Below are 26,033 nucleotides of genomic sequence, written 5' to 3'. Positions count from 1 at the left end.
TCTAGAGTGCATGATCGTCGGGCAGTGCGGGCAGGGCACTGTGGATGATCGAGGGGGCAGTGTGAGGGTCGAACTTCCGCCGGAGCCGCTGAACTTCGTCAACCGCGACGCCGAGCAGGAACGTGCCGTGCGCGCCGTGACGGAATGGCGTAGTCGTTCCCGCCCACCGGTCCTGGTGCTGCGCGCGCCGACAGGGCTGGGGAAGACGGAGCTGGCCAACCGGATAGCCCGCACTCTGCGCGACAGTTTCCCTTTCCCCGATGGTGTGTTGTCCGTCGACCTCGACGACTTCCGGGTGGACGGCAGGCTGGACCCCGGTGATGTGCTCTCCCGGTTGCTGAACTCCCTCGACGTGGAGCCGGACAAGGTGGAGGCCCAGTACGCGGCCCGGTGCACGCAGTACTGGAACAGGACATCCGAGGCGAAACTGATCCTCTTGCTGGACAATGCGCGCTACACCTCGGAGGTTGTCCCCCTGCTTCCGGCGTCGGGCGGCAGCGTGGTGGTCGTCACGAGCCAGGGTCCGCTCCACGAGTTCGAAGCCGGCGCCGTGGAGGATGTGCCGCTGTCGCCGTTGGACGAGCGGGCGGCGACAGAGCTGTTGGAGCGGATCGTCCGTGACAACCGGCTGGCAGCCGACCCGGAGGCGGCGCGGGCGGTGGTCCGGTTGTGCGAGGGTCTGCCCGCGGCGCTGCATGTGGCGGCCCAGTGGGTGCGCGCGCACCAGTTGCGTCCGCTCTCCCGTCTTCTCGCCGATCTCCGGGCGGAGTTGGACGAGAAGGGCGTGTCCGGCGTGGAGCCGTTCTGGGACGCGGCCTACGCCGGTCTGTCCCGTCCGGCGGCCCTGCTCTACCGGTTGCTTCCGCACCATCCCGGCGGGACGTTCACGCTCCATTCCGCCACTGCGCTCTCGGGACTGGGGCCGGAGGTCTGCCAGGACGCCCTGGAGGAGCTGCACACGGCCGGGTTACTGGACCTGCGTCTGCTGTCGATGACGGAAGCCGGTCAGATGAGGCTGCTCGGACCGCTGCGCGCACACGCCCTACGCCGCTCCCGCCGGGAGGTGACGGACGGGGAGGTGGCCGAGGCACAGGTCAGGCTGCTGCGTTGGTTCGTGCGGCAGGCTCAGCTGGCCGACCGGTTCACCGCCGGCCGCCGGCTGACCGTCGTGGACATTCTCGACCCGGTTCCCGGTGTGCCGGACGTTCCGCTGGAGGATCCGGAAGCGGCCGTGGACGACGAAGCCAGGGCTGAACGCTCCGGACATGCGGCCCACTGGCTGTACGAGGAACGTCATGTGGTGTTCGCGTGTTCGCGCCTGGCTCACGCCCGTGGGATGGACCCCGAGGTCGTGGCCCTGTCCGAGGCCGTGTGGACGCATGCGCTGGATCACCCCCACCAGTCCGAGGTCGTCGAGGCCTTCCGGCGCGCCGTCGACTCGGCGGTCCGGCACGGAGGGAACGCGGGATGGCTGGTGCGCACGCGCTGCCAACTGGCAAGGCCCCTGTGGGAGTCGGGAGAGCTGGACGAGGCCGGGGTCCAGATCGACAGCGCGATGTCCGCCGTTGAGCTGCTGGGCGGCTCCGAACGGGACCGCAAGCTCGCCGCGTCGGCCGTCGAGCACCGCGGCATGCTCAAGGCCGCGCGGGGTGAGTGGAGTTCTGCCCTGGACGACTTCACCGGCTCCCGTGGCCTGCACCGGGCGATCCCCAACCCGTACGGCATCCTGCTTCAGACCTATCGGATGGGCGAGGCGAGCGCGAAGGTGGGTGACCTGGAGAGCGCGCAGCAGCTGTTGTCCGAGGCCCACTCCGGGTTCGTGGCGATGAAGAACCGCGAAAGGCTGGTCGGACGCACGGCGTTCGCCCTCGCCGGCGTCCTTCACCAGCTCGGCCGGCCGGACGAGGCCCGCGTGCTGTACGAGGAGTCGCTCGGGCGGGCAGGCAGGCGGCGCTCCGGCTTCGATCTGGCCCGCGTCCACGACGCGCTCGCGGACCTGGACACTGCCGAGGGGCGCCTGACGGAGGCCGAGGCACACCGTACGACGGCCCGGACCCTCCGGCGGCGCAACGGCCTGGTCTAGGGAGTGGTCCAAACGACACCCCCTAGACCACCTGCGTTGCTTCGGTGTCCGTGGCCTGACGGAGGGTGATACGGAAAGTCCGTTCTCCGACAAGGCAGTTCAGCACGGTGTGGCTGTCCGGCACGGTGCGGCTGTCCGGCACGGTGCGGCTATCCGGGGCGGGCCGGGGGGAGACCAGCCGGGCGTGTACGGCAGACAGCGAGACGGCCGGGTCGATCCGTACGATCCGGCCCTCTTCGGAGCGCGGTTCGACCTGGACGGCGTACGGCTGCTCGTGACCGCGCACTCTGAGCAGGCACGCGCCGGACGGCAGCAGCGCCGCGGCGGAACGGCAGCCCGGGTAGGTGGACAGGGCGTGCCGGGTCCAGCCGTCGGCTGTCCAGGCCAGGTCGACGGGGGCGGCGGACGCCTGGAGTGGGCGACGGTACAACAGGCCTGCGGAGCGGGCGAATTGTTCGCCGGCGGCGCCGTGCTCCACGGCCAGGTGGTGGCCGGGCAGCCCGGTGCCGGCCGGGTGCCGGGTGACCCGGATGCCGGCTGCGCTGGTCTCCACGTGGACGTCGAACGCCGCGGGGACACGGGTGGCGGGCGCGGGCAGGGGCAGCGGCCGGGGGGTGACGTCGTGGGCGGGGGGTGCGAGACCGAGCAGCGCGTACACCTCGGTGCGCAGGCGGTTCACGGCATCACCGGGGGGCGCGAACGCGGCCTGGGCGGCGGCCTGTCCGAAGCCCGGCGGGTACGCCCGTAGCGCGTCGGCGATATCCTCGGCGCTCCCCAACTGCGGTATCCGGTGCAGCAGTTCGCCCATCGGGCTGTTGGGGATCAGTTCGCCGCCGCCTCGGTAAACGCTCACGACGGGGCGGTCCTGGGCGGCGCAGTAGTACAGGGCGGCAGATCCGTGGTCGGTCACCAGGGCGTCGGCGGCTATCAGGACGGAGGCCCACTCCTCGTGCGGATCCGGCAGGATCATTCCCGCGTCGAGGGCGGGCGCCAGGCGTTCGGTCAGCTCGTACGTCCCGAGCAGGTCGCGCTCATTGGGATGGACCACGAGAGCCAACTGGTACTCATCATGGGGTAGTTGGCTCGCGAGTAGGGCGGGCAGTCCGGGGTGCTGCCGGATGAGGGACTCGGGCCCCCAGGTGGAGGCCAGGACCAGCAGCTTGCGGGCCCCGGTGCCCAACGCGGCCCGGTAGCGGTCGCGTAGCGGCGTCGAGGCAAGGACGCGTTCCAGAGTGAGATCGCCGATCACCTTCGCCTGCCGGGCGGCCCGCGGGTTCGTGGCGGCCAGCCTGGCGACCTGATCGGGGTGGGCAAGGGCGTGCAGCGCTATCGGAGCGTCGTGGTGGCCGGTCCTTCGCAGATACGCCGGGTCCAGCCCGGATGCCGAGTCGGCCGAACCCTCGCCGGGGATCGCCTTGTTGAAGCCGGCGCCGTGCGGCAGGAGGACGTGCGGGCCGCGCAGCAGCCCCAGGTCACCCTTCGGACTCGCGGCCACGACCAGGTCGTACGTACGACCGCACGCTTCGCTCCACGGCACCGTACGGCCTCCAAGGACGTCGATCGCGGAGAGAGCGTCGGTTCCGAAGTCGGAGCCGGGGACGAGAGTGAAGAGGCGGGTGATCCGGTCGTCACCAGAAAAAATGGGGAGAACGTCGAGCAGGCGATACAGGGCCACCGCCGACCTGGCCGCGAACAGCACCGCTCGCCCGTCGCCCGTCGCCCGTCGCCCGTCGCCCGTCGCCCGTCGCCCGTCGCCCGTCGCCCGTCGCCCGTCGCCGTAACTATGCAGTTTACCTGGAAGCGGCGGGCGGAAACAGCTGTTTCCGCAGGTCGGGGTAGGTTCGTTCGCGTCGTCGGGCGACATGATCCGATCCTATCGCGTGCTGTTCGAAGGTCGCCGAGAGTGATCCACACCGCACATTCGGCAAGGGCGGTGTGGCATGGCGTGGGGATCGCGAGGATGGCGGCATGAGTGACTGGGGAATCGCACTGATCGCCGCGGGATCGGCGATCGCGGGCAGCGTGGTGACCGGCTGGTACGGGCGCGGTGCAGGCATCCGGCAGGCCGCTGCGGCACGGCACGCGGGAGACCGTCAGGCGGACGCGCTGCTCGAATCGGTTCGCATGACGCTTCGCGGTGAGTCCGACCACCGCGAGCTCGCCCTCCGTCGCCAGACCTACGCGGAGTTCCTCGGAGCCGCAGAGGCCAGGATCCTCACCGAGCGAAACGGCCGGGGCCAGGCCGACGACGACGTTCTACTGCAACGCGCCTTGGGCGGGGTGCTCCTGGAAGGTCCGCCGGATGCCGCCGCCGCGGCGCAGCACCTCATCGACTGTCTGCGCCGCCATGAGAAGCCTGACGAACTCAAGCGCGCGAAGCTGGCCTTCGTCTCGGTGGCGCAGGAGTGCTGCCGGTCGCGGTGACCTTGCGCCATCTCCGCCGCGACTCGACGACGCGGAGGTGGCGCGGAGGTGGCGCGCTCACCCGACTCTGCTCGTGCTGGCACCTGAGCAGAGTCGGGTGAGCGCCTCAGAGGTTCAGCGTGACCGCGAGTCGGATCAGGTCGGCCATGGTGGAGAGGCCGCTCTTCTCGCGGATCCGTTGGAGGTAGGTGTCGATGGTGGCGGGGCTGATCCCCATCCGTCGCGCGGCCTGTCCGTATGTGCAGCCGCGGGCGATGTGCCCGAGCGTCTCCCGCTCACGCGGGGTCAGGCCGGACGCGAGGCTTCGGGTCGCAGTCGGTCCTTGCTCAGCGTCATACCGACTTCAAGGTCATGTGGGGACGCGGGAACGCGCACAGCGCCATGTTCGGCCCTGGTCGCGCCCCGCGCCCGCAATCTTGGACACGGTTGTACAGATTGGACGCGGCGACGGTCAGTTGTCAGGCGTTGGGGTCGGTCGGGTCGGTGGGGTCCATGAGCCGGGCGTTCGTGCCTTCCGGGTCCGTCGCCGCGGCTCCGCCGGTGCCGGTCGACGGAGAAGTGGTCGGTGTGGCGACGGGGGCCGGCACCCGCGTGGTCGCGGCGGCGTCCGTGGCCGGCAGGACGGCCGCCACAGAAGCCACGGTCAAGGCCGCCAGGGCAACGGCCGAGCCGGCGAGGGCAGCACGAAGACAGGAGAGGGAAGGCATTCGGACTCCTTTGTGAGGTTGCCTCGCGAAGAGGCGCCGGAGGGTGCGCGGTGACGTGTGCCCGTTCACGGCCCGTACGTCGGAAAGCGGCTGGTAAGAGGCCAACTCCCCCTGAGCATCGCGAACTTGAGCACCGCATCGTCGTAGGGACCGCTCGATCATCGCCATGAGGCTATTCGATCGTACGTCCGGATTGGTGGATCGGCGGGTCGGCGGGTCGGAGAGGTCTGGTGGGCGTGTGTCAGGAGGACCCTGGACGCTGGGACCGACTTCGGGACCGACTTCGGGACGGACCTCAGGACCGACTTCGGGACGGACCTCAGGACCGACTTCGGGTCGGACCTGAGGACCGACTTCGGGTCGGGGCCGGGGCGTGGACCGGACGACCTGACGCCGCATGCGGTGGCGGCGGCCTCGACCGTCGCCCAACTGGCCCAACTGGCCCAACTGGCCGAGCTGCTACGGCTGTTGCGTCGCCGTCAGGCTCGCCGTCGGCGGGAGTCTCCGCTGACCTACCGGGAGTTGGCCGCGTGGACGGCCTGCTCGCACGGGAGCATCGGGTGGTACCTCACCGGCAAGGTGCTTCCGCCCATCGACCGGTTCGACGTCCTGGTCCAGTTACTGGGAGGAACGGACGCTGAGCAGCGCGCGTTGGCCACGGCCCGCGACCGGGTCGAGCAGCACGGGCGGGCCGCCGCGCCCGCACCCTCCGTCGGCAGGGCCACGGTGGTACCACGCCAACTGCCGGGTGAGGTCGCCGCCCCGGAGGGCCGCCAACCGCGCGTCGAGCACCTCACCTTCAGCTACGGCAGGCACGCGGAGCCCGTGTTGTGTGATCTGTCCCTTCTCTCACCAGACTCTGGACGCCGGAGGCCGTCCGGTAGGCATCGTCACCCGTCGGTGATTGTGCGGCGTGCGGCTCGTCGCCCCCGCACTTCGCGGAGGCGACGAGCCAGGTGTCTGCCGATCGGATGCGCCTACCGGGCGAACTGGAACCAGTTGAGGTTGACCAGGTCTCCCGAGCCGCCGTTGGTGAAGGTGGCGTAGACGGTGTGCACGCCGGTCGCGGCGGCGGAGAGGTTGACCTTGGGGCTTGTCCAGGTCTGCCAGCCGCCGGTGGTGGTGACCGGGACGGTGGCGACGACCGGGCCGGTCGTGCTGTCCAGGCGGTACTGCAACGTGCCGGTTGTCGCGGAGGCCGACGCCAGCCGCGTCGTCACCGAGGTCGCGGTCGTCGAGCCGAAGTCCACGGCGCCGTAGGCAAGCCAGTCGCCAGCGGTGATGTATCCGACGTTCTGGCCTCCACCGGTGTCGGTCGTCGTCTCCGTCTGCGTACCCGACTGCGAGGTGTAACTCTCCGCCTGCGTCACGTCGTAGGCGCTGTGGCCGGGCGGTGTTCCGTAGGTGAGGCCGAAGCCGTAGGGGAACAGGGGTGTCTTTCCGTCGCCGTCGTTGATGGGCTGCTGGCTTGCCGACTGCATCCAGGTGCTGGGGAGTTTGCCGGTCGGGGCGTAGTCGCCGAAGAGGACGTCGGAGACGCCGTTGCCCTCGGTTCCCGGCAGCCAGGCCGCCAGCAGGGCGTTCCAGTTGGGGAGTTGGGCGGCGATGTCCAGCGGGCGGCCGGAGACGAGTACGACGATCACCGGCACCCCGGACGCCCGCAGCGTGGCGATGGTGTTGAGGTCGGTGCTGTCCAGGCTCATCGAGCCGGGCCGGTCTCCGGCGCTCTCGGCGTAGGGCGTCTCGCCCACGACGGCGACTGCCGCCTTGTAGGAGCTGTCGATGCCCGTGCCGTTGGCGTTGTACGTGACGGTGGTCCCCGTGCCGGCGGCGGACCGGATCCCCTGGAGGACGGTGGTGCCGGGCGTGGTGGCGCCGCTGCCGCCCTGCCAGGACATGGTCCAACCGCCCGACTGGTAGCCGATGTTGTCGGCGCTCTTGCCGGCCACGAAGATCTTGTTGTTGGTCTTCGCCAGCGGGAGGATGTTCCCGGAGTTCTTCAGCAGGACCTGCGACTCGCGCACGGCCTCGCGGGCGAGCGCCCGGTTCGCGGCGGATCCGACCGTCGGGGTGTAGCTGCGGTCGGTCAACGGCTTCTCGAACAGGCCGAGTTGGAACTTCTTGGTGAGTATGCGGCGGTTGGCGTCGTCGATGCGCGACATCGGCACATGGCCGTTGTTCACCTCGGCGCGCAGGGTGGAGATGAACCGCTGCCAGTCGGTCGGCACCATGACCATGTCGATGCCGGCGTTGATCGCCTGGCTCACCTCGGCCGCGGTGAAGCCGGCTTGGCCGTCGATCTCATCGATGCCGTTCCAGTCGGAGACGACGAAGCCGGAGAAGCCGAGTTCGCCCTTGAGCAGGGTGGTGATGAGGTACTGGTTGCCGTGGTCCTTCACGCCGTTCCAGCTGTTGTACGAGATCATGACGGAGCCGACGCCGCGCCGGAGGGCCTCCTGGAAGGGCGGCAGGTGGATGGCGCGCAGTTGGGCCTCGGTCAGGGTCGCGTTGCCCGCGTTGACGCCGTTGTCGGTTCCGCCGTCGCCGATGAAGTGCTTGGCGGTGGCCAGCACGGACCCGGGTGCGTTGAGGGCGCTGCCCTGCATGCCGTTGATGTAGCTGGTCATCATCGTGGCCAGTTCGGGCTTCTCGCCGAAGGATTCGTAACTGCGGCCCCATCTGTCATTGCGCACGACGCACAGGCAGGGCGCGAAGTCCCAGTCGATACCGGTGCCCGAGACCTCCTGCGCCGTGGCCTGGCCGATCTGCTGGACGAGGGCGGGGTTCCGGGTGGCGCCCAGACCGATGTTGTGCGGGAAGATCGTGGCGCCGTAGACGTTGTTGTGGCCGTGCACGGCGTCGACGCCGTAGATGACCGGGATGCCGAGGCGGCTGGTGAGCGCGGCGTTCTGGAAGCCGTCGTACATGTTCGCCCAGGACGTCGCGTTGTTGGGCGAGGGCGCGGAGCCGCCGCCGGAGAGCAGCGAACCGAGCCCGTAGGCGGGAACGTTGGCAGTGGTGACGGAAGCCCGCTCGGCCTGGGTCATCTGGCCGATCTTCTCGTCCAGGGTCATCCTGGAGAGCAGGTCCTCCACGCGGGTCTGCACGGGCAGCGTCGGGTCGCGGTACGGCTCGCCGACGGCGTGGGCCGGCTGGATCTGTAAGCCCGTAGCTACCAATGACGCGGCGAAGACCAGCGTCGTTGCGGCTCGGGGGATCTTGAGGACGGCTGTTCGCACAGGGTGTCTCCCGTCTCGTGAGGGAATGGCACGTCGGGTCGGTACGTCGGCTCTGCGACCGAGGCGGAGGCGGGCCGGGAGCGCGACGGGACCACGTCGGTGCGGCCGCGGTGACCGGCCCGCTGTCCAGTCCGGGGAGGGCGAGCGCGGCGAGCGTCGCCGCGGTCCGTCATCGGACCGTAGGACACCGGGTCGCCGATCCCTTCGTAGGGGATTCTCTTCAGCTCGTGAACGGTGGCGGCGCACCCATTGGGGTGGACGGGGCGTCGGATATCCCTAGGAATTAGTGGTGTGGGGGCATTCGAAAGGTTTTCAGAGGCATTGAACAAGCCGCTTGAGGCGGGGTCAAGGTCTGTACCAATGCTGGGGCATCTTGGCCCGGGGAGCGGGTAACGGCCGGTGTTGGTTTCAAGACCTGAAAGGGCCGGAGCGGCGGGCACCCCTCGTCCTGGCAGGAGCGCGGCGGCCGTACGTCGGCGATCGTCAGGTCCGAACGGATCGTCATGTGCGAAAGGATCGTCGGGTCCGAACGGAGCGTCATGTCCGAACGGTGCGCGGCAACGACAGCCAGGAAGGCCGGGTCGCCGCGAGTTACCGCGGCGACCCGACCTCCTCAAAATGTCGGCCTGGGTGGCCCGACTGCGTTCGGCCGTGTTGGTGAATGCCCTGGCTACTCGGACAGGCTCATCCTGCGTTTGCTGGTGGTCTGCCGTCGCGTGACGGTCACGGCCAGGACGATCAGTGAGGCGAGGGCAGCGATGCCAGCCGACAGCGCCGGTAGCGGATGGGCCACCCCGCCAGGGTCGAGTACGTAGGACAGCGTCGCGGAACCGACCCTGTCCTCCAGCAGAGGGGCGATGGCCAGTGCACCTGTCGCGACGGCGCAGGCGGCGGCCACGACCGGTGTCCCGTTGAAGGCCAGTGCGACCCCCAGGACCAGGCAGCAGGCGACAACGACGAGCGCTGCGACGAGTCCGCGGGACGGCGCTTCGGACCAGTGCAGTGGGAAGTGGGCCGCCGCGCAGAGCAGGACGAGAACGCCGGCCAGCCGGCGCAGCCACCTGACGGGCTCGGAAGCGCTGCCCGTTCGCGAGGTCAGGGAGCGCGCGGACGGACTTCCGTCCGTGGCGGCCCCGGCCCCGGGCCTGGTTGCGGCGCGGCCGGTGGCCGTCGTGTCCTTGTCCGGTACTTCGGCGCCGGCTGCCCGGTCTTCTCCCAGGTGGCCGAGGAGCTGTACCAGGTCTTCGAGGGGTCGGCCGGTGGCAGCCGCGCGCACCGCCTCGGTTCCGGAGTGCGGGTCGTGCGGGGGCCGGTGCAGGAGGAACAGCAGACGGCCGACCTCGGCGACCGGGCGCTGCTCGGCGGCGATCCGGATCGCCTCGTCCATGCGGTCGGCGCGGTGGGGCGGGCCGCCGAGAAGTTCCACGAGCCGCGTGACGTCGTCCACGGAACGCGCCACCGCGGCCAGCCGCAGCACCTTTGCCGCGACCGGTACGCCGTCGGGTGACTCCTCCAACAGGGTGACCAGGTGAACGACATCGTCCAGAGGCCGCGAGACGACCGCTGTGCGCACCAGCTCGTCCATTGCGGCGTCGGCCGCCTGAACTCCCTGGCCGTGGGTGCCTTCTTCGGATATCCGCCGTCGTGTCGGGGCGGGGGAAGAGGTCAGGGAATCGGCCAGGGCAGAGGCCGGGGGAGCGGCTGCGGGAGCGGCTGGGGCTGGGGCTGGGGCCGGAGCGCCGAATTCGGTGGTTCCCCAGTGGAGCGAGGTCGCATCGAGATGCCGGCGTGTCCCGGGTTGTTCCGGGCCGGGAGAGAAAGGCTCGGTGGCCATGTGTTTTCTCCACTTCGGGGCGCTGGACATAATGAGGACCTTTATGTCAGGTCATGTGAACTTTGAACCTTTGTAGTCGCCCGCACCGCGGCCCGCCACCCGAAAGACCATGGAGGGGGACGGCCACCGCACCCCGGGTCCCGCGCGGGGGACACACGCCACGGTCAGGGAGCCGTTTCGGCCTGCCGGGGGAACGGCCGGGGTCAGCGCCGCATGGGTGAAAGGCCGGGCGATCAGCGGCCGGTCCCGGATTCGCGGGTGTCGCCCTCGGGGCCGGGCGTGCCCTGGTCGCCCGCCTCGTCGCCTGACGTGCGTCGTGCTCGCAGAGGACCGGTGAGGCGCTGAATCGCGGTCGTCAGCGTGTTCGCCGGGCGCTCGTGCTGTCCGTGCGATGTCTCGCTCGCCGCGGGTGTGGCCAGCCGGAGCTCCTTCATCTCGGCCAGCGCCACATGGGCGAGTTCGGTCGCCTCGCGGTACCGGTCCCGCGACTTGGTCATGGCGTCGAGTGCCTCGGCGTAGGAATCCAGCAGCGCGCGGGCGTGGGCCAGCTCCTCTTCGAGGGTGACCAGGTGCCAGTCCTGCCGGAGGGCGGTGAGGGCCTTCTCCGCGTCTTCCGCCAGTGGCCAGGGCAGCGCGGCGAACCGTACGACCTTGTCCAGCAGCTCCGTCGGCTCCGAGCCGTCGAGGAACACGCTGCGTACGGTGAAGTCCTGAGCCTCGTACCCGATCCGGGCAGGTGTGCCGGGCAGGATCACGGCGCCGCCCCGCGGTACGCGCACGCCGAGGTCGTACAGGGCCCAGTTGACGGCCCGGAACTGCTCGGGTGACGCGCGGTGTTCCACGACGCGGTGCCGCAGCCCGGGCGGGAGCAGACGGGCCAGCGGGAGGAGCCCGCGTTCGTCGGGTGTCATGGCCTCATGGACGACGACGTTGATGCTCCAGCTGTGGCGCGCCGCGTCCCTGAGCAGGCGGCGCAGGGCCGCGTCGTCCTGCGGGAGCGGGTTGATGTCCTGCGGGCGGAGTCCGACCACGACGTCGTGGTCCCAGGACACGGTGCTCGTCTCCGGCCAGAACATCGTCGCGGGGGAGGGCCATGCGGGGTCCCAGGGCCGCTCCGCCTCGGCCGCCAGTGTCCAGCGCGGCTCTTGGTCCGGGCGTTCGCGCCCGCCGGTGGTGAGCCGCGCCCGCACGGTGACGGCTTCGGCGACGTGCCAGCGGGCCTCGAACACATGCTCGTCGGATTCCGAGGACGTCCCGGGCTCCAGGAAGTCCTGGATCGTCTCGTCGGCCTTCAGCTTCCGCAGGTTGTCCCGAAGGGTCTCCTCAGGGTCGGGCCCGGTGTGGTGTCCGCTGGCCAGCCAGACTGTTTCCGGGGCGGTGGGACGGGTGGTGGAGCGCTTGGGCATGGGTCACTTCGCGGGTGGGGAGCGGTGTGCCCTCCCAGTATGAGCAATGCCGGTCGCGCGCCCGGTATGGGCGATTCCGGTCGCGGGCCGAGGGGCGGTGAACCTCCGCTGCTGCCTTGGGAGGGGCACGGCTTCGGAGACGTACGACCGTATCGGCGTCGGACGTCGCCCGAGCCCCTGCTTTCGGTCCGACCGCACCCACACGTGCCGTCAGGACGGCCATTCCGGTTCGGAGAGGCCGTCAGGACGGCCATTTCGGTTCGGAGATCGTCGCGTTGAGCGCGTCGAGGAGCACTTGGGCGGGTTGGGACGCGGGCGGCTTGCCGTGCACGGCGGCCACGACCTGTCTGCGTATGCCGGCGATCCGGTCGAGCCTGACCCCGGGGTGCCGGTTGGCGAGGAGCGTGAGGCCAGGCAGCAGGCTCACGCCGAGCCCGGCTGCGACGAGCGCCTGTACGGCTACGTAGTCGTCGGTCTCGAACTCGACGATCGGCGAGAATCCGGCCCGCCCGCAGGCCGCGACGAGATGCTCGCGGCAGCGTTCGCACCCGGCTATCCAGCGAGTCCCGGCGTAGGTGGCCAGCTCCGCCCGGGGTCCGTCCCAGGAGCGGTCCGTCGGCGTGACCACGTACAACGGTTCTTCGAGAAGCGGTGTCATGGTGGTGTCGCGGCGATCGCGCTGGGGCGGGTCGCCGTGTTCGAAGATCAGCGCCACGTCGACGTCGTTGTTGCGCAGGGCGCTGAGCGCATCCGGCGGTTCGGCTTCGACGAGGGTGAGCTCGATGCCGGGATACTGGGCGGAGACGCGCGCGGCCGCAAGCGGCACCAGGGTGGCCAGCGCCGAGGGGAAGGCGGCCAGGCGGACCCGGCCGGTGCGCAGCCCGGCCAGCTCGTCCAGTTCGGCGTGTACCGACTCGACCTGCGCGAGGATCGACTCCGCGCGGTTCACCAGCAGCCGGCCGGCCTCCGTGAGCCGGATACCGCGCCCCATCCGCTGCAACAGCGGTACGCCGACCTCGGCCTCGAGCTTGGCGAGTTGATGGCTCACCGACGGCTGGGCGTAGTGCAGCGCCTCAGCGGCTGCCGTGACCGAGCCCTCACGGGCGACGGCGACCAGCACCCGCAGCCGACTCAAGTCGATCATTTGTGAATCATAGACCGCTTCGATGACAGCCTCGAAAACACGCATTGGACCGCTACCGAGGCCACTGCGAGGGTGAGTGGGAAAGTTCGTGCGAGCGAGTTCGACTGCGCACAACACCGTCGACGATCTCGCCCCCCACCACGCGTGCCTGCCCCTCGGGCGCGGAAAGGAGACGTTGTATGACCACGGCTGTGAATCCACCGTCACGATCGATGTCGGTCGGCGACAACGCGGCGCGGACTCTGGCGAACGCCACCAAGACCGTTCCGCAGATGGCGTCCATCACGCCTCGCTGGCTGGTGCACCTGATGTCCTGGGTACCGGTCGAGGCAGGCATCTACCGGGTGAACAAGGTCGTTCACCCCGAGTCGGTGCGCATCGAGTGCGACAACTATGACGAGTCGCCGCTGCCCGACACCTTCGTCGACTATTCGCAGGAGCCCCGGGAGTACCGGCTCAAGGCCGTCCAGACGGTCCTGGACCTCCACACCCGGATCGCCGACCTGTACTCCAGCCCGCACAACCAGACCGCACAGCAGCTGCGGCTGACCATCGAGGCGGTGAAGGAGCATCAGGAGGGCGAGCTGATCAACAGCCCGGACTACGGGATGCTGGCCAGCGCGGCTGACGGGCAGCGGATCTCCACGCTGGCGGGGCCGCCGACGCCGGACGACCTGGACGCCCTCATCACGAAGGTCTGGAAGCAGCCGGCCTTCTTCCTCACCCATCCGGAAGGGATCGCCGCGTTCGGCCGGGAGTGCACCCGGCGCGGTGTGCCGCCGGCGACGGTGAGCATGTTCGGTTCGCAGTTCCTGACCTGGCGCGGCCTGCCGATCATCCCGTCGGACAAGGTCCCGCTGGAGAACGGCAAGACGAAGTTCCTGTTGCTGCGCACCGGAGAGTCGCGCCAGGGCGTGGTCGGACTGTTCCAGCCCGGGCTTTCGGGGGAGCAGGGGATGGGTCTCTCGGTCCGCTTCATGCAGATCGACCGCAGTGCCATCGCCTCCTACCTGGTCTCCCTGTACTGCTCGCTCGCGGTGCTCACCGAGGACGCGCTCGCCGTGCTCGACGACGTCGAGGTGGACAAATTCCATGACTACGCCCCCAGTTACCGGTAACGAAGACGCCCCGGCGTGGCTGCCGGACGAGGAGACGCTGAGTCGGCTGGCCGGGGAGTTCTTCCGAGCCCTCCCCGGGCAGCCGACGGACACGGATGCTGCTCCGGTCCTCGACGGGCAGTCGTCGCAACGGCCGTCGCCGACCGGCCAGTCGCCGCAATGGCCTGCGCCTGTCGGCTTGCCGGCTGCGGACTCGCCCCCTCCTTCGGTGCCGACCGGCGTGCCTGTCGCGGATCAGGCTCCTGCGGTGCCGACCGGCCCGCCGGCTATGGACCTGGCCCCTCCGGTGCCGACCGGTCTGCCTGCGGGGGACCCGCCTCCTCCGGCGCCTACCGCGGGGATGAGCCCGCCCTCCGGGCCGCCACCGACCAGTGCTCCGGCTGCCTATGCGACGAGTGCGCCCGGCGTTGCCGGACCCACCCCGGAGCTGCCGGCCCTGCCGGTGACCCCTGGGCCGCCGTCTGCCACCTCGTTGTCGGCACCGGCACCCGCACCGGCCCGGCTCGCGGACCCAGGGCCGTACTACTTCCTCACTGAGGCGCCCGGATTCCCGGCGGAGGCGCCGGAGCTGCCCGGCTTCGGGCACCTGGGGCTGCCGCGCCTTCCCGAGCCCGCGTCACCGACAGCCACGAGTGCGCCGTACTACTTCGTCCAGGAACCCGGTGAACTCGGTGCACCCGGCGCGCCGGTGGGGTTGCCGCTGGACCCGCACCCGGCGTTCGACGTGCGGGCGGTCCGCCGGGACTTCCCGATCCTGTCGGAGCTGGTCAACGGCCGTCCGCTGATCTGGCTGGACAACGCCGCGACCACGCAGAAGCCGCGCGCGGTGATCGACCGGCTGGTCGAGTTCTACTCGCGGGAGAACTCCAACATCCACCGGGCGGCGCACGAGCTGGCCGCCCGGGCGACGGATGCCTACGAGGGCGCCAGGAAAACCGTCGCGCGGTTCGTCGGGGCGGGCTCCGCCGAGGAGATCGTGTTCGTCCGGGGCGCCACCGAGGCGATCAACCTGGTGGCCAAGGCATGGGGGCCCCGGCACATCCGCGCGGGCGACGAGATCGTCATCTCCTACCTGGAGCACCACGCCAACATCGTGCCCTGGCAGATGCTGGCGCAGCAGACCGGTGCGGTGATCAAGGTAATTCCGGTCGATGACGACGGGCAGTTGCTGCTCGACGAGTACGCCGCGCTGCTGTCCGACCGCACCAAGCTGGTCGCGGTCACCCAGATGTCCAACGCGCTCGGCACCGTCGTGCCGATCGAGCAGATCATCGAGATCGGGCATCGGGCCGGGGCACGCGTCCTGGTCGACGCGGCGCAGTCGGTCCCGCACCTGCCGATCGATGTCAGGGCGCTGGACGCGGACTTCCTCGTCTTCTCCGGGCACAAGCTGTTCGGGCCGACCGGGATCGGGGTGCTGTACGCCAAACGGGAGGTCCTTGAGGACATGCCCCCGTGGGAGGGCGGCGGCAACATGATCACCGACGTCACCTTCGAGAAGTCCAGCTACCAGCCGCCGCCGGGTCGCTTCGAGGCCGGCACCGGCAACATCGCCGACGCGGTGGGGCTGGCCGCGGCCATCGACTACGTCGAGCGCATCGGCCTGCCCAACATCGGCGCGTACGAACACACCCTGGTCGAGCACGCCACCGAAGGCCTGCGCGGTGTGCCCGGGCTCCGGTTGATCGGCACGGCCCCGCACAAGGCGAGCATCGTGTCGTTCGTCCTGGACGGCTACGAGCCGGCCGAGGTGGGGACCGCGCTCAACGAAGAGGGAATCGCGGTGCGTTCGGGCCACCACTGTGCGCAGCCGATCCTGCGCCGGTACGGCCTGGAGGCCACCGTCCGGCCGTCGTTCGCCTTCTACAACACGCACGAGGAGGTGGACACGCTGGTCGCGGCGGTTCACCGGCTCGCGGACCGCCGGGGCGGACATCACTAGCCTGACACCGTTGAGGAAACAGGACGCGGACGTGCGCCGGCCGTGACTGGTGCCGTCGTGCCGTCGCCGCTCCGCGCGGGCATTGCCGTGGACGAGTATCGGCCGCGCTCCTTCTGGGGCCGGTCGAGAACGTCCAGTTGTCGCAGACGTGCAGGCGGACCGCGCCAAGTGCTGTGTCCTGCGGTACTCGCCGGCCACCCACGTGGCTGCCGCAGGTCGGAAGAGGCGCATCTCAGTAGAGGCGCATTTCAGTCGGGGCGCGGGCCCGCGTCTGCCACAACTGTGCGCAACAGTGGGCGGCTTGCCGCGCTCGCGCCGGCCAGGCCGGCGAAGCCCAGGGCCAGACAGCCGGCGAGAAGCGTGATGCCGCGGGCGTCCAGGTGCGGGGTGCCGCCGGCGAAGGTCAGGGGTGCCGCGCAGAACAGGTCCGTGAGTACCGCGCCGCCCGCGAGCACGAGTTCGGGCCCGTACACGGGTTGATGGACGGAGGCCCCGATCGCGCACCTCCGGCGACCGGGGCCTCTCACGTCCGCGGATCCGGCCACGGCGGCGACACTCCCCCGAGTTGCGCGTCGTACGCGCGCGCCGTCGGGCCAGATCCGATGTAGTGATCACATCAGGTCGCGCCAACAGATCGCTAACATAAACGCCAACGGTTCCATGGGGAGCCGAGTGCCGGTCGGTGGGAAGTCTCCGCAGGCGCGATCGGGTTGGTTGTGCGGCGTGGAGTGGCCGCGCGGGAAGGCAGTGGGGCGGCGTGATGCGGGACGGGCCCCGGCGTGGACTGCGGTTCGGGCTGCTGGGGCCACCGGTGCTGTACGACGCCGACGGCGAGGTCCGGTCGGCCGGCGGCGGCAAGATGCGTGCCCTGCTGGTCGCGTTGCTGCTGGAGCCGGGCCGGGTCGTTTCGGTCGATGCGCTCAAGGACGCGCTGTGGGGCGAGGTACCGCCGGCGTCCGCGCAGGCCTCGCTGCAGAACCACGTGACGCGGCTGCGGCGCCTCCTCGACGATCCGGAGCGGCTGCGTGCCGTGCCGCCGGGGTACGTTCTGCGCGCCGGCGAGGGCGAGTTGGACGTCCGTGTCTTCGACGACCACGTCACGGCGGCCCGCGCCGCGCACGCCGGGCGCGAGTGGCAGCGTGCGCTGCGCGAGTCCACGAACGCGCTCGCACTGTGGCGCGGCACACCCCTGAGCGGGCTCCCGCCCGAGGGCGGCGCCTACGCGTTCGTCCAGCGGCTCACGGAGGCACGGCTGCTTGTTCTGGAGTGGCGGTACGAGGCTGAGTTGCGCCTCGCGGGGACGGGGACCGGCGTTGCTGGGGACGCGGAGGCGGACGAGGGGTTCGGGGCGGTTCGACTGGACCGTCTCGCGCCGGAGTTGGCCGCGCTCGTCGCCGAACATCCCCTCCGTGAGGCCTTCCACCGGCTGCTGATGCTCGTACTGCACCACACCGGGCGCCGCGCAGAAGCCCTGGCCGTCCACCGCGACCTCCGGGCCCGCCTGGTCGAGGAACTCGGCGTGGAGCCGGGCGCCGCGGTGCGGGAGGCGCACCTGGAGATCCTTCGGGACGGGGGAGGACAAGGAGCGCCGAGGTCAGCCCGCGACCTGGGCGCGGCGGAGACCGACCGTGAGACTGCCGGGCGCGACGCGACCGAGCAGGAAGGGACCGACGCCACGGGGCCCGGCTCCCCGGGATCCCGTTTTGCGGAGCCCGTCTCCCTGGAGTCGGGCTTCCTGGAGTCAGGTCTCCCCGAGTCAGGCCTACCAGGGGCAGGCTCCCTGGCGTCCGCTCGTACGGGGTCCGGTGCCGCGGAGTCCGGTCCTACGGGGTCCGGTGCCGCGGAGTCCGGTCCTATGGGGTCCGGGTCCGCACCGTCCGCTCGTACGGGGTCCGGGTCCGCACCGTCCGCTCCTACGCTGTCCAGTCCTACGGCGTCCGGTACCGCGGAGTCCGGTCCTACGGGCCCCGGCTCCCCGGCGTCCGGTTCCGCGCCGTCCGGTCCCCCGGCGCCCGGCTCCCCGCCGTCCGCTCCCGCGCCGTCGGCTCCCGCGAAGCCCACCCCTCCCGGCCCCGCCATCCCCCGCCCCGCCCAACTCCCTCCCGCACCCGCGCACTTCACCGGCCGGGACGACGTACGAGAGGCCCTGTACCTGGTCCTGGACGCGGGTCACCGGGCCACCACCGGACCTGGTGTCGCTGTCATCAGCGGTATGGCCGGCGTCGGCAAGAGCGCGCTCGCGCTGCACGTGGCGCACGGGCTGCGGGAACGTTTTCCCGACGGGCAGCTGTACGTCAACCTGCACGGGGCCACGCCCGGAATGGCCCCGCTCACGCCGGGTCAGGCGCTCACCGCGCTGCTGCGGGACCTGGGTACGGAGCCGCGTCGTATCCCCGAACACCCGGACGCGGCAGCCGCGTTGCTGCGGTCGATGCTCGCGCCGACCCGCACGCTGATGGTGCTCGACGACGCGGCGCACGCCGGGCAGGTACGGCCGTTGCTGCCCGCGGGAGCGGGGTGCGCGGTGATCGTGACGAGCCGTTCGCCGCTCACGGCACTGGACTGCGCGCACCGTTTCCCGCTGGCGCCCCTGTCGGACGAGGACAGTGCGGCGCTGCTCCGCGCGATCTCCGGACGGGAGGAGGGGCTCGACGGCGGACACCCCCTCGTCGAACTCACCGGCCGGCTGCCGCTCGCTCTCCGCATCGTCGCGGCCCGTCTCGCCGCCCGCCGTGCGCTCACGCCGGACGCGCTCGCTGGTCAACTGGCCGCCACGGAGGGCCGGTTGCACCATCTTGAGTACGACGACCTGAGCGTACGCAGGTCACTGGCCGTCGCCTATGACGCGCTGCGCGCCTCGGAGCGGCAGGCCGACCGGGACGCCGCGCTCGCCCTGCGCAGTATCGGCGCGCTCGACCTCCCCGCGTACGGGATACACCTCCTCGCCCGGCTCACCGGCACCGACGAACGCCGTGCCGAGGCCGCCCTCGACCGCCTCGTCGACGTCGCCCTCCTGGAGGAGACGGCGTACGGCCGATACGCCCCCCACGACCTCGTCCGCGACTTCGCCCGCGAGATCGCGGGGGCGCCGGTGGAGCAGGAGGAGGTCGGCACGGCACCCTGCGAGACGCCCCCCGATGCTGAGGCCCCCACCCCCGCAGAGCGCGCCCTCCGCTGGTACGCCGCCGTCGCCGCCCGGACCCTCGCGGTGATCGTCGAACCGGGCCTCGACCGCGACGACCGCGGCAGGCCGACCGCTTCGCAGCCGGACGCGCACGCGGCGGACGTCGCGGCCACTGCGCCGTTCGGCTCCGCCAAAGACGCCTTCACCTGGGGCGATCTGGAGCTGGAGAACGTGGTGGCGCTGGTGGAGCGCTACGCGCACGTGTGCTCGTACGCCCCCGTTCTGGTGCGCCTGCTCCACCCGTACGCCCAACGCAGTGGCCGAGTCGCCGAGGCGGAGGTGCTCCAGCGGGCCGCGCTCGGCGCCGCGCGGCGGCTCGGGGACGAGGCGGCCGAGGCGTACGCGCTCGGGGATCTCGCCGGGCTGCACTTCATGACCGGGCGCACGGGCGAGGCACTCGCGCTGAACGACGAGGCGTTGGCGATCTGGCGGCGGCTCGGCGTCCTGTCGTGGGTGCGGCGAGGCCTGAACAACCGCGGCATGCTCCTCGAAGGGCTCGGCCGGCACGACGAGTCCAGCGAGGCGCTGCTGCAAAGCCTCGAACTCTCAAGGAGGTTGGGAGACCAGCACACCGAGGCCATCACCTACAGCAACCTCGGCAACCTGTACGAGCACACGGACCCCCGGGCCGCCATCGACCATCACCGGCGGAGCCTCGCGATCGGCGACGCGCTGGACGACGTGATCATCCGGCACTCCGCGCACTGCAACATCGGCTACGCCCATCTCACCCTCGGTGAACCGGTCGCCGCCCTGCCGCACTTCGAGGAGAGCCTGCGCATTCTCGGCAGCCACGGCGACTGGCACGGCGAGGCCCACACCCGGCTCGGGCTGGTGCGCGCACTGCGTGGCGTGGAGCTCCGCGCCAGGGCCGCCCGCGAGTGCGACCGGCTGCTGCGCCGTGCCGACGGCCGCGCCGACCGGTTCACCGGAGGACTCGCACGCCACCAGCGCGGACTGCTGCTGAGCTCGGAGGGGGACGCCGAAGGGGCGTACGAGCTGTGGCGGTCTGCGCTCGAAGCGCTGGACGGGACGGACACCTCGGTGGTGGGGGAGCTGAGGGAACTCCTGGCCCAACCGGCCGTTGTGACCTGACATCAACGTCGCATCATCTGCGGGACGGCAATCACCTCAACCTCACTTCGCGTCCGCGTAGCACTCCACCACCGCCGTCGTGAACGGAAAACGGACCGGTGTCTCGCCGAACGTGAGGCGGCCCGCGAGGTCGGCCGCCTCGCGGATCGCGGTCACCACCGTGTCCGCCTCCTCGGCGGGGCAGTGCACGATGACCTCGTCGTGCTGGAAGAAGACCAGCTCGGCGGCGAGGTCGGCGCAGGTGCGCCGGAGGGCGGCGAGCACCAGCAGGGTCCATTCGGCGGCGCTGCCCTGGACGACGAAGTTGCGGGCGAAGCGGCCGCGGGCGCGGGAGTTGGAGGATGCGTACCCGGGGACCCAGGCCGTCTGGTCACCGGTGATCTCGGCGGGGTCGTCCTGTGGCAGACCCGCCTCCTCCGACGCGGCGTCCGCGGCGTCGGACGCGCCGACCGCCGGAGGGCACGTACGCCCGAGCCAGGTCCGGACGAGCCGTCCCTCCTCACCCGCGCGGGCCGCGTCGTCCACGTAGGCGACGGCCTTGGGGAAACGGCGGCGCAGCAGGGCGAGGTTCTTCAGTCCGTCACCGGACGTCTGCCCGTACACAGCCCCCAGCACGGCGAGCTTCGCCTGCGCCCGGTCACCGGAGAACGCCCGGTCCGACACCGACTGGTACAGGTCGCTCTCGCGGCCCGCGACCTCCATCAGCCCTGGATCGCGCGAGATCGCCGCGAGCACCCGGGGCTCCATCTGGTCGGCGTCGGCCACGACGAGCCGCCAGCCGGGGTCGGCGACCACGGCGCGGCGGATCACCTTGGGGATCTGCAGCGCCCCGCCGCCATTGGTCACCCACCGTCCGGTGACCGTCCCGCCCGGCAGATACTCCGGTCGGAACCGTCCGTCCCGCACCCAGTCCTGGAGCCAGGACCAGCCGTGCGCCACCCAGATCCGGTACAGCTTCTTGTACTCGATCAGCGGTTTCACGGCCGGATGGTCGATGGACTCGATCTCCCAGCGCCGGGTGGACCTGACCTTGATGCCGGCCTGCGCGAAGGCCTTTATGACGTCCGCGGGCAGGTCGGGTCTGACCCGTCTCCCGAAGGCCGCCGAGACCTCTTCCGCGAGCTCGGCCAGGCGCCGGGGCTCGCCCCCGCCCGCATACCGCTCGCCGAGCAGCTCGTGCAGCATCTCCCTGTGGACGTCCGCGCTCCACGGCAGCCCCGATTCGTTCATCTCGGCGGCCACCAGCGTCCCCGCCGACTCGGCCGTCGTCAGCAGGTGCATCCGCTCGGGGAGCGCGGTCGCTTCGTGGCGGCGGCGCTGATCCGCGTACACCTCCAGGAGGTCTGCCAGGGGTACGTGGACCGGGCGCGGTTCGAAGAGGGACGACTGCGAGCCGGGTTCGGCGGAGCGCTGGGGCGGGTCCGGCGGTACGGGGCCGCCGCGCAGCCTCGCGAGCGCGGCGGCTGCCGACCGGGGTTCGCCGAGCCGTCCCTCGTGGCCCAGCAGCAGCATCTCGGCGGCCTCGATGTCGTAACACCGCTCCACTCGCACCCCCGTGGCGAGCAGTCGCGGATATACGTCGGCCGTGGACCGCCAGACCCACCGGGTCACGTCCGGCCGTGTCCGCACGGCGTCGACGAGATCCGGCTCCCTGCGCACCGGGCCTGCGGGCAGCCCGTCCGGGCCGAGGGGGGCGACCTCGGCGCCGCCGTCCTCGGCCGGTGCGAGAGCCCACCGGTCGGTCATGATTCCGAGTCTCGCAGGAGGGTCTGACAATCAGGAGGCTCTGACGATGAGGACGCACGTGGCATCGCCCGGGGCTCCGACTCCGGATCTGATCAGTCGGTGGTCTCCTCAGCCGGTGGTCTCCTCAGTCAGTGGTGTCCTTTCGCGCGTTCACGATCTCCGCGATCACGTGCGCGATGTATTCCTCGGCCGCGCCCTTGTCCACGCCGACTCCGCTGAGGATTCCCTCGCCGTTCTCGAACTCAAGGAGGGCCAGGAGGATGTGCTCGGTACCGACGTAGTTGTGGCCGAGGCGGAGGGCCTCGCGGAAGGTGAGTTCGAGGGCCTTCTTGGCCGGGGGTGCGAACGGGATGAGCGCCGGCACCTCGCCGGCGGCCGGCGGGAGCGTCGCCGTTGCCGCCTCGCGTACGGCGTCCAGGGTCACGCCCTGCGCGGTGATCGCCTTCGCGCCGACCCCCTCGTCCTCGGCGAGGAGGCCGAGGATGAGGTGTGCGGGGAGGATCTCGGCGTTGCCTGCGGACTTCGTCTCGTTCTGCGCGGTGATGACCACGTTCCGGGCGCGGGGGGTGTAACGGCTGAAGCCCTGGCTGGGGTCGAGGTCTGCCTCGGCCTTCGGGACGAAGCGTTTCTGGGCGGCCTGGCGGGTGACGCCCATGCTCTTGCCGATGTCCGTCCAGGACGCGCCCGAGCGTCGGGCCTGGTCCACGAAGTGGCCGATCAGGTGGTCGGCGACGTCGCCGAGGTGGTCCGCGGCGATCACCGCGTCCTGGAGTTGGTCCAGGGCGTCGGTGTGGACCTTCTTGATGGCGTCGATGAGGTCGTCGAGACGGATGGATGTGGATGCCGTGCCGGGTTGATTCGTCGTCATGTGTCAACCGTAGGTTGGCAGTCGAGGGGTGTCAACCCTGGGTTGACACCCCGGTGAGGGGGGTCGGTGAGGGGAGGGTTTTTCGCCCCCTCCGCCCCTTCCCGTCCCGTTTCTGGGGGCTGCCGCCCCCAGGCCCCCGCTTTCGGCCTGGACGGCCTCGTCCTCAAACGCCGGACGGGCTAAAAGGTCTCCAGTGCCGGACGGGCTGAGAGATGTCTGGTTCTGGACGGGCTCAGAGATCACGTCGTCGGCCGGGGTTGAAAGATCGCCCCGCCACCGAGGCCCCCGCCACCGACGCCGCCACCCCGACCACCAAACACACCCCCACACTCCCGGCAAGCGCCCCCCACGGCACCTCCACCCCCACCGGCGCCGACAACCGCCCCAGTGCCGCTGCCAGCCCCGCGAGGTTCACCGCGGCGACAGCGGTTCCGAGCAGGGCCCCCACGCCGACCCCGAGCGCGGCCTCGCCGGCGACCACGCGCAGTACCTGTCCGCGAGTGGCTCCCGCGAGTCGCAGTGATCGCAGTTCCGCATGCCGTGCGGAGGTGGCCATGAGCAGGGTCCCGGCGAGTGAGATCACGGCGTAGGTGAGGGCGATGCCGAGGACGATCAGTAGCCCCAGCCGGGTCTGCGGGCCGGTGTGCGGATGGGTGGCGGTGAGCCACGCCGAGGCGGACCGCACTGTCCCGCCGGTGGACCGCAGCGCCGCCGCGACCGTCGCCGGGTCCGCACCGCGCGCCACGCGCACATCGAGCCGGTCGACCATGGCGCCCGGCGCGTTCGCCGAGGTCACGTACGCCCCGTTGTCACCCGTCCCGCGCGCCAGCACCGCGGCGATGCGCAGTCGGGCGGGGGTTCCGTCGCCGAGCCAGACCCGGACCCAGGAACCCACCTCGTGCCGCTCCCACTCCTCGTTCACGACGATCGAGCGGTCGTCGAGATCGCGTACGTCGCCCGCCACCACCGGAAGCCGGGCCAGCGACGCGAACGCCGCCACGTCGCTCACCGCCCGCGCGTCGGACCGTACGAGAGCGGTTCCTTCCTCCCGTACGAAGACCGCGGTGGAGGCCGACCCGGACACGGTCGCCCCCGGCACGCGCACCACGTCCAACCCCTCCCCGGTCACGACGAATTGCCCCCGAGTCTGCTCCCGCGCCTCCGCCGCCTTCGCTCCCGTCACCGTCGCCGCCGACCCCAGCAGCGAGCCCGCCAGCGCGACCGTCACCAGAACGGGGGCCGCCACGGCGGCAGTTCGCCGTACGGACGTGGACGCGTTCTCGTGGATCAGCAGGCCGCAGGCCCCGGGCAGTCGGTCCAGCCGCACCAGTCGTACGACCGGACGCACCAGGACCGGTGCCAGCGCCGCCACCGCCGTGATCAGGACCATCGGCTGGGTCACGTACGTCTTCCGCTTCAGTAGCGCGGCCGGATCCGATCCCAACGTCCAGGCCAGCAGCCCGAGTCCGGCCACGAGCAGGGTGAATCCGATCGCCCGCCGGGACCACGGCATCACGCCCGTGTCCACGGATGCCTCGCGCAACGCCTCGACCGGGCCGATACGTGCCGCCCGCCGCGAAGCCGCCCACGCTCCGGTGACGGCGACCAATACTCCGGCGCAGTAAGCGACTTGGTAGGGCCAGTTCACGGGTCCTCGGAGCGCGAACCACGCAGGCGCCACCCCGCCCTCCACCAGCGCCCGCACCAGCCACGGCGCCGCCCAGGACCCCAGCACACATCCGACCGCCGATGCCACGAGCCCCACCGCGAGCGCCTCCCCGAGCAGAAGCCGCCGCACCTGCCCGGGCAGCGCCCCGGCCAGCCGCAGCAGCCCGAACTCCCGCCTCCGCAGGGCCACTACGAACGCGAACGTCGACGCCGTCACGAACACCGACACGAAGGCGGCGACCCCGGCCGCGGTGCCCAGCAGGGAGTTGACCCCGACCAGTGCTTCGGCGTCACGCGCGGCGGCGGGGTCGGCCTGGTGGCGGTCCTCGCCGGTCAGGACGCGGGCGCGGTCCCGGACGAGCTCTCGTACGGCCGCGGCGGGAGCATCGACACCGACCGCGTCCCGCGCCGCGCCCTCCACCTGTACATGCCCCAATTCCCTCAGTTCGTCGATCAGTTCACTGTCCACAGGGTGTGGATGCGCCAGCTTCTTCGACACGAGCGCGGTGCCCGGCCCGCGCCGCACCTCCACCGTCAGCGTGTCCTGGCCCATCACCACCACCGGCGAGGACGCGAACCGCTCCGGCTCACGGGCGGGCGCGTCGAGGGAAGCGGCGAGACCCAGCCCCATCGCCGTCATCACGGCGACCCCGAGCGCGACGGCGACGAAGGAGCCGAGGAGGGAGGCCCAGCGGATACGCAAGGAGGACAAGGTCAGCACTTCACACGCTCCAGTCCGTCCAGTCCGGTCATGTGCGCGGCGATCTCCTCCGCCGATGGGGCCTCCAGTTCCCCGCTCACCCGCCCGTCGACCAGGAACACCACCCGGTCCGCGTACGAGGCGGCCACCGGGTCGTGCGTGACCATGACCGTCGTCCGGCCTTCGCGGTTCACCAACTCCCTGAGCAGCGACAGCACTTCATGGCTCGTCCCAGTGTCCAGCGCGCCCGTCGGCTCGTCGGCGAAGAGCACGGACGGGCCGGTGATCAGCGCGCGGGCGAGCGCCACCCGCTGCTGCTGCCCGCCGGACAGCTGCGAGGGGCGGTGTCCGGCGCGGTCCGCGAGGCTCACCCGGGCCAGCGCCTCGCGCACCGCCCCGCGCGCGGGGCGCCGCCCGGCCAGCCGCAACGGCAGCGCCACGTTCTGGGCGGCCGTCAGCGACGGCAGCAGGTTGAAGGACTGGAACACGAACCCGATCCGCTCCCGCCGCAACAGCGTCCGCCGCCGCTCGCTCAGCCCGGCGAGCTCCACCCCGTCGACGGCCACGGTCCCGGAACTCGGCCGGTCCAGCCCGGCCGCGCACTGCAGCAAGGTCGACTTCCCCGACCCCGACGGGCCCATCACGGCCGTGAAGGTCCCGGCGCCGAAGTCGAGGTCGACCCCGTCCAGGGCGCTGACGGCGCCATAGTCACGGCGCAGGGATCGGATACGTACGGCTGTGGTGTCCATGCCCTCCAGCGAACCGTCCGGAGGCCGCCGGGACACGACCACCAGGGGGTGTTCCGCGGGTAGGGCCAGCCGTACCCCTGCGCTCCTGCCCGGTCCCTACCCCTGCCCGGCCCGTGGCACGATCGA

Annotated in this window: 18 protein-coding genes and 1 pseudogene; 6 read left to right on the top strand and 13 right to left on the bottom strand. The window is 71.2% G+C overall.

Features of this window, described 5'->3' with window-relative positions; translation table 11 throughout:
* Nucleotides 1-61: 61 nt before the first annotated feature.
* Nucleotides 62-2,083: an NB-ARC domain-containing protein gene (locus tag AB0N66_RS06745; protein ID WP_365429709.1), complete on the top strand. Its 2,022-nt coding sequence runs from the start codon at nucleotides 62-64 to the stop codon at nucleotides 2,081-2,083.
* 22 nt (nucleotides 2,084-2,105) lie between these two features.
* On the opposite strand, the gene AB0N66_RS06740 is transcribed toward AB0N66_RS06745, so the two are convergent.
* Complete coding sequence (locus AB0N66_RS06740) at nucleotides 2,106-3,947, bottom strand: translation initiation factor 2 (protein ID WP_365429707.1); 1,842 nt, start codon at nucleotides 3,945-3,947, stop codon at nucleotides 2,106-2,108.
* Between the two features lie 104 nt (nucleotides 3,948-4,051).
* Between AB0N66_RS06740 and AB0N66_RS06735 the strand changes: the two genes are divergently transcribed.
* On the top strand, nucleotides 4,052-4,507 hold the full coding sequence (locus tag AB0N66_RS06735) for a hypothetical protein (RefSeq protein WP_365429705.1): 456 nt from the start codon (nucleotides 4,052-4,054) through the stop codon (nucleotides 4,505-4,507).
* A 106-nt stretch (nucleotides 4,508-4,613) separates the two neighbouring features.
* Here the strand turns inward: AB0N66_RS06735 and AB0N66_RS06730 are convergent, their stop codons facing one another.
* Nucleotides 4,614-4,796 carry a helix-turn-helix transcriptional regulator gene (locus AB0N66_RS06730; RefSeq protein WP_365430224.1) on the bottom strand — a complete coding sequence of 61 codons (183 nt, stop codon included), beginning with the start codon at nucleotides 4,794-4,796 and terminating at the stop codon, nucleotides 4,614-4,616.
* A 169-nt stretch (nucleotides 4,797-4,965) separates the two neighbouring features.
* Nucleotides 4,966-5,214: a hypothetical protein gene (locus tag AB0N66_RS06725; RefSeq protein ID WP_365429703.1), complete on the bottom strand. Its 249-nt coding sequence runs from the start codon at nucleotides 5,212-5,214 to the stop codon at nucleotides 4,966-4,968.
* Nucleotides 5,215-5,616: 402 nt separating this feature from the next.
* Here AB0N66_RS06725 and AB0N66_RS06720 point away from each other — a divergent pair.
* Nucleotides 5,617-5,808, top strand: a pseudogene (locus AB0N66_RS06720) (hypothetical protein); the annotation flags it as partial.
* Between the two features lie 24 nt (nucleotides 5,809-5,832).
* On the opposite strand, the gene AB0N66_RS06715 reads toward AB0N66_RS06720, so the two are convergent.
* The 5 genes from AB0N66_RS06715 to AB0N66_RS06695 form a co-directional block, all read right to left on the bottom strand.
* Nucleotides 5,833-6,030 (bottom strand): hypothetical protein, encoded by a 198-nt coding sequence (locus AB0N66_RS06715; protein ID WP_365430248.1) that lies wholly within the window; start codon nucleotides 6,028-6,030, stop codon nucleotides 5,833-5,835.
* Between the two features lie 161 nt (nucleotides 6,031-6,191).
* Nucleotides 6,192-8,453 carry a glycoside hydrolase family 3 N-terminal domain-containing protein gene (locus AB0N66_RS06710; RefSeq protein WP_365429702.1) on the bottom strand — a complete coding sequence of 754 codons (2,262 nt, stop codon included), beginning with the start codon at nucleotides 8,451-8,453 and terminating at the stop codon, nucleotides 6,192-6,194.
* 670 nt (nucleotides 8,454-9,123) lie between these two features.
* Nucleotides 9,124-10,026, bottom strand: a complete 903-nt coding sequence (locus AB0N66_RS06705) for a hypothetical protein (protein WP_365429700.1) — start codon at nucleotides 10,024-10,026, stop codon at nucleotides 9,124-9,126.
* Between the two features lie 494 nt (nucleotides 10,027-10,520).
* Complete coding sequence (locus AB0N66_RS06700) at nucleotides 10,521-11,693, bottom strand: hypothetical protein (RefSeq protein ID WP_365429698.1); 1,173 nt, start codon at nucleotides 11,691-11,693, stop codon at nucleotides 10,521-10,523.
* Between the two features lie 241 nt (nucleotides 11,694-11,934).
* Nucleotides 11,935-12,837, bottom strand: coding sequence for a LysR family transcriptional regulator (locus AB0N66_RS06695; RefSeq protein WP_365429696.1), 903 nt, complete (start codon nucleotides 12,835-12,837; stop codon nucleotides 11,935-11,937).
* 179 nt (nucleotides 12,838-13,016) lie between these two features.
* Between AB0N66_RS06695 and AB0N66_RS06690 the strand changes: the two genes are divergently transcribed.
* Together AB0N66_RS06690 and AB0N66_RS06685 are read left to right on the top strand one after the other, a co-directional pair.
* Nucleotides 13,017-13,955, top strand: coding sequence for a family 2A encapsulin nanocompartment shell protein (locus tag AB0N66_RS06690; RefSeq protein WP_365429694.1), 939 nt, complete (start codon nucleotides 13,017-13,019; stop codon nucleotides 13,953-13,955).
* Complete coding sequence (locus tag AB0N66_RS06685) at nucleotides 13,930-15,897, top strand: family 2A encapsulin nanocompartment cargo protein cysteine desulfurase (protein WP_365429692.1); 1,968 nt, start codon at nucleotides 13,930-13,932, stop codon at nucleotides 15,895-15,897. The genes AB0N66_RS06690 and AB0N66_RS06685 overlap by 26 nt, the downstream gene beginning before the upstream one ends.
* 248 nt (nucleotides 15,898-16,145) lie before the next feature.
* Here the strand turns inward: AB0N66_RS06685 and AB0N66_RS06680 are convergent, their stop codons facing one another.
* A complete protein-coding gene (locus tag AB0N66_RS06680) occupies nucleotides 16,146-16,370 on the bottom strand; it encodes a hypothetical protein (RefSeq protein WP_365429690.1) in 225 nt (74 codons plus the stop codon).
* 287 nt (nucleotides 16,371-16,657) lie between these two features.
* Between AB0N66_RS06680 and AB0N66_RS06675 the strand changes: the two genes are divergently transcribed.
* A complete protein-coding gene (locus AB0N66_RS06675) occupies nucleotides 16,658-20,176 on the top strand; it encodes a BTAD domain-containing putative transcriptional regulator (RefSeq protein ID WP_365429688.1) in 3,519 nt (1,172 codons plus the stop codon).
* A gap of 42 nt (nucleotides 20,177-20,218) precedes the next feature.
* Here AB0N66_RS06675 and AB0N66_RS06670 read toward each other — a convergent pair whose 3' ends face one another.
* From AB0N66_RS06670 to AB0N66_RS06655, 4 genes are all read right to left on the bottom strand, one after another.
* Nucleotides 20,219-21,922 carry a bifunctional 3'-5' exonuclease/DNA polymerase gene (locus AB0N66_RS06670; protein WP_365429686.1) on the bottom strand — a complete coding sequence of 568 codons (1,704 nt, stop codon included), beginning with the start codon at nucleotides 21,920-21,922 and terminating at the stop codon, nucleotides 20,219-20,221.
* Nucleotides 21,923-22,046: 124 nt separating this feature from the next.
* Nucleotides 22,047-22,790 (bottom strand): Clp protease N-terminal domain-containing protein, encoded by a 744-nt coding sequence (locus tag AB0N66_RS06665; RefSeq protein WP_365429684.1) that lies wholly within the window; start codon nucleotides 22,788-22,790, stop codon nucleotides 22,047-22,049.
* A 232-nt stretch (nucleotides 22,791-23,022) separates the two neighbouring features.
* Nucleotides 23,023-25,179, bottom strand: a complete 2,157-nt coding sequence (locus tag AB0N66_RS06660; protein ID WP_365429682.1) for an FtsX-like permease family protein — start codon at nucleotides 25,177-25,179, stop codon at nucleotides 23,023-23,025.
* Complete coding sequence (locus tag AB0N66_RS06655) at nucleotides 25,173-25,907, bottom strand: ABC transporter ATP-binding protein (RefSeq protein WP_365429680.1); 735 nt, start codon at nucleotides 25,905-25,907, stop codon at nucleotides 25,173-25,175. Before AB0N66_RS06655 ends, AB0N66_RS06660 begins: the two co-directional genes overlap by 7 nt.
* Nucleotides 25,908-26,033 lie beyond the last annotated feature (126 nt).

It is taken from the genome of Streptomyces sp. NPDC093544 (genome assembly GCF_040683495.1).
GTDB lineage: Bacteria > Actinomycetota > Actinomycetes > Streptomycetales > Streptomycetaceae > Streptomyces.
The sequence above is the reverse complement of the archived record's forward strand: the minus strand, read 5'-3'. Positions and strand labels throughout refer to the sequence as shown.